Here is a 2,848-nt window from a genome sequence, read left to right as displayed (position 1 = left end):
GCCTCCATCCCCGCCCCCAGCGCCGCCTCCTCGGAGACTCCGGTCCTCGCGGCGTAGTCGCGAACGTCCTGGGTGATTTTCATGGAGCAGAACTGGGGTCCGCACATGGAGCAGAAGTGGGCGACCTTGGCGCCCTCCGCGGGCAGCGTCTCGTCGTGGAAGGCGCGGGCGCGCTCGGGGTCCAGCGCGAGGTTGAACTGGTCCTCCCAGCGGAACTCGAAGCGGGCCTTGGACATGGCGTTGTCGCGCGCCTGGGCGCCCGGGTGCCCCTTGGCCAGGTCGGCGGCGTGGGCGGCGATCTTGTACGTGATGACGCCCTCCTTCACGTCGTCGCGGTCCGGAAGGCCCAGGTGCTCCTTGGGCGTCACGTAGCAGAGCATCGCGCAGCCGAACCAACCAATCATCGCCGCGCCGATGCCGCTGGTGAAGTGGTCGTACCCGGGCGCGATGTCCGTCGTCAGCGGCCCCAGCGTGTAGAACGGCGCCTCGCCGCACACCGCGAGCTGCTTGGTCATGTTCTCCTGGATGAGGTGCATGGGCACGTGGCCCGGGCCTTCGATCATCGTCTGCACGTCGTGCTTCCAGGCAATCTTCGTGAGCTCGCCCAGGGTCTCCAGCTCGCCGAACTGCGCCGCGTCGTTCGCGTCGGCGATGGAGCCCGGCCGCAGCCCGTCACCCAGGCTGAAGCTGACGTCGTACGCCTTCATGATCTCGCAGATCTCCTCGAAGTGCGTGTAGAGGAAGTTCTCCTGATGGTGCGCGAGGCACCACTTGGCGAGGATGGAGCCGCCTCGGCTGACGATGCCCGTGAGGCGCTTCGCGGTGAGGGGCACGTAGCGCAGCAGCACGCCGGCGTGGATGGTGAAGTAGTCCACGCCCTGCTCGGCCTGCTCGATGAGCGTGTCGCGGTAGATGTCCCAGGTGAGGTCCTCTGCCTTGCCGCCCACCTTCTCCAGCGCCTGGTAGATGGGCACCGTGCCGATGGGCACCGGCGCGTTGCGGAGGATCCACTCGCGCGTCTCGTGGATGTTGCGCCCGGTGGACAGGTCCATCACGGTGTCCGCGCCCCAGCGGATGGACCAGACCATCTTCTCCACCTCCTCCTCGATGGAGGAGGTGACGGCGGAGTTGCCGATGTTCGCGTTGATCTTCACCAGGAAGTTGCGGCCGATGATCATCGGCTCCAGCTCCGGGTGGTTGATGTTCGCGGGGATGATGGCGCGGCCCCGGGCCACCTCGTCGCGGACGAACTCCGGGGTGATGACGCGCGGGATGGCCGCGCCCCACGAGTGTCCGGGGTGCTGCGCGGCAAGCGACGCCTCCACGCGCAGGTTCTCCCGCAGCGCCACGTACTCCATCTCCGGGGTGATGACGCCGCGCCGGGCGTAGTGCAGCTGGGTGACGTTGCTACCCGCTCGCGCCACGCGCGGCTTGCGACGGTGGCCGAAGCGCAGCCCCGCGAGCCGAGGGTCCGCTTCGCGCTGGAGGCCGTATTGGGAGGTGATTCCCTCCAGCTCGCGCGTGTCGCCTCGCGCGTGGATCCACGCCTCGCGCGTCGCCGCCAGGCCCCGGCGCAGGTCGATGTCCGCCTCCGGGTCCGTGTACGGGCCGCTGGAGTCATAGACGTGCACCGGGGGGTTGGGCGTCTGCCGCGCGTCCGGCCCGTGGCCATGCCGCGTGGGGGTCTGCGAGATCTCGCGCAGGGGGACGCGCACGTCCGGGTGCAGCGCCCCGCTCACGTACACCTTGCGGGAGGCAGGGAGGGGGCCTCGACTGATGCCCTCCAACAGCTTCCCATCGACCTTCAGGCTCTTGGATGCTCCGCTCATCTCTCTCTCCTCGAGGACGGGCGGGAAGGCAGACGAAGCCTCCGGAAGGAAGCTTCGGGCCGCTTCCCTCCGCCGGTATGACCCGGTTCAGGTTCCAAGGGTTGGCCGCGCCGCACGGCCGTCTCAGCCCCTTCCAAGGGGCACCCCTAGCGACTGGGTGAGCATCTAGCGCACATGGGGACGGGGTTCAACCCGGCCTGGGGGCGGGGCCTGGCGCCGACCGGCGAACAGCCAGGCGCAAGGAATGCGGGGTGACCCCTCGACGCGCAAACCTTGCGCGCGCCACAGACCGCAATCACCGTTGCCCGAGGGAACCGGGGCTGGCCCCCGTCCTGCAATGCCTCCTGGAGGCATCCACACTCACCCGGAGAGCGCCACACATGCAGATCGTCGGAGAGCTGATGACACGCGAGGTGGTCACGCTCAAGGAAACACAGAACCTGGGCAAGGCGGAAGAGCTGCTGCGGCTGCACCGAATTCGTCACCTGCCCGTGGTGCGCCAGGGGAAGCTCGTGGGGCTCATCACCCACCGCGACCTGCTGCGGGCGGCGGCCACGAGCGCGAATGATCCGGCCGCGCAGCCGCTGTGGGCCGCGGACATCATGACGCGCGAGGTGACGACGGTCGCGCCAGAGGCCTCCCTGCGCGACGCGGTGGTGATGATGCTGCGCAACAAGTTCGGCTGCCTGCCGGTGGTGAGCAGCGACGGCACGCTGCTGGGCCTCATCACCGAGGCGGACCTGGTGCGCTACGCGCAGCACCTCATCGAGGACAAGGACCGCCGCGAGCTGGCGCGCGAGTTCAACGCCTGAGTTCCTCGACGTGGGGCCGCGGTCCCACGTCGGCCGCTCCCTCGCGGGGCGCCTGCCGGGTCGGACGAAGCTCCCTCGCATCGATGGAGCCTCGGCCACGAACGCGCCCCCGACGCGGGCCCTCGCTCCACCGCGCAACCGACTCCCACCATGAACGCTCCCCTCGCCTCGATACGTGAAGCCGAGGCCCTCACCTCCCCACCACCC

The 2,848-nt window shown here is 69.3% G+C and carries 2 protein-coding genes and 1 riboswitch; of the genes, one reads left to right on the top strand and one right to left on the bottom strand.

The window, feature by feature from the left end; all coding sequences use genetic code 11:
• The coding region (gene thiC, locus FL311_RS42435) for a phosphomethylpyrimidine synthase ThiC (protein ID WP_141333290.1) at window positions 1-1,829 on the bottom strand (1,829 nt) is incomplete at its 3' end.
• A 47-nt stretch (window positions 1,830-1,876) separates the two neighbouring features.
• Window positions 1,877-1,987, bottom strand: a riboswitch (TPP riboswitch).
• A 222-nt stretch (window positions 1,988-2,209) separates the two neighbouring features.
• On the opposite strand from thiC, the gene FL311_RS42430 reads away from it, so the two are divergent.
• Entirely contained in the window at window positions 2,210-2,641 is a 432-nt protein-coding gene (locus tag FL311_RS42430) for a CBS domain-containing protein (protein ID WP_074954787.1), read from the top strand.
• The last annotated feature ends 207 nt before the right edge of the window (window positions 2,642-2,848 follow it).

It is taken from the genome of Myxococcus sp. AB025B (genome assembly GCF_006518215.1).
GTDB classification, from domain to species: domain Bacteria; phylum Myxococcota; class Myxococcia; order Myxococcales; family Myxococcaceae; genus Myxococcus; species Myxococcus fulvus.
The sequence above is the reverse complement of the archived record's forward strand: the minus strand, read 5'-3'. Positions and strand labels throughout refer to the sequence as shown.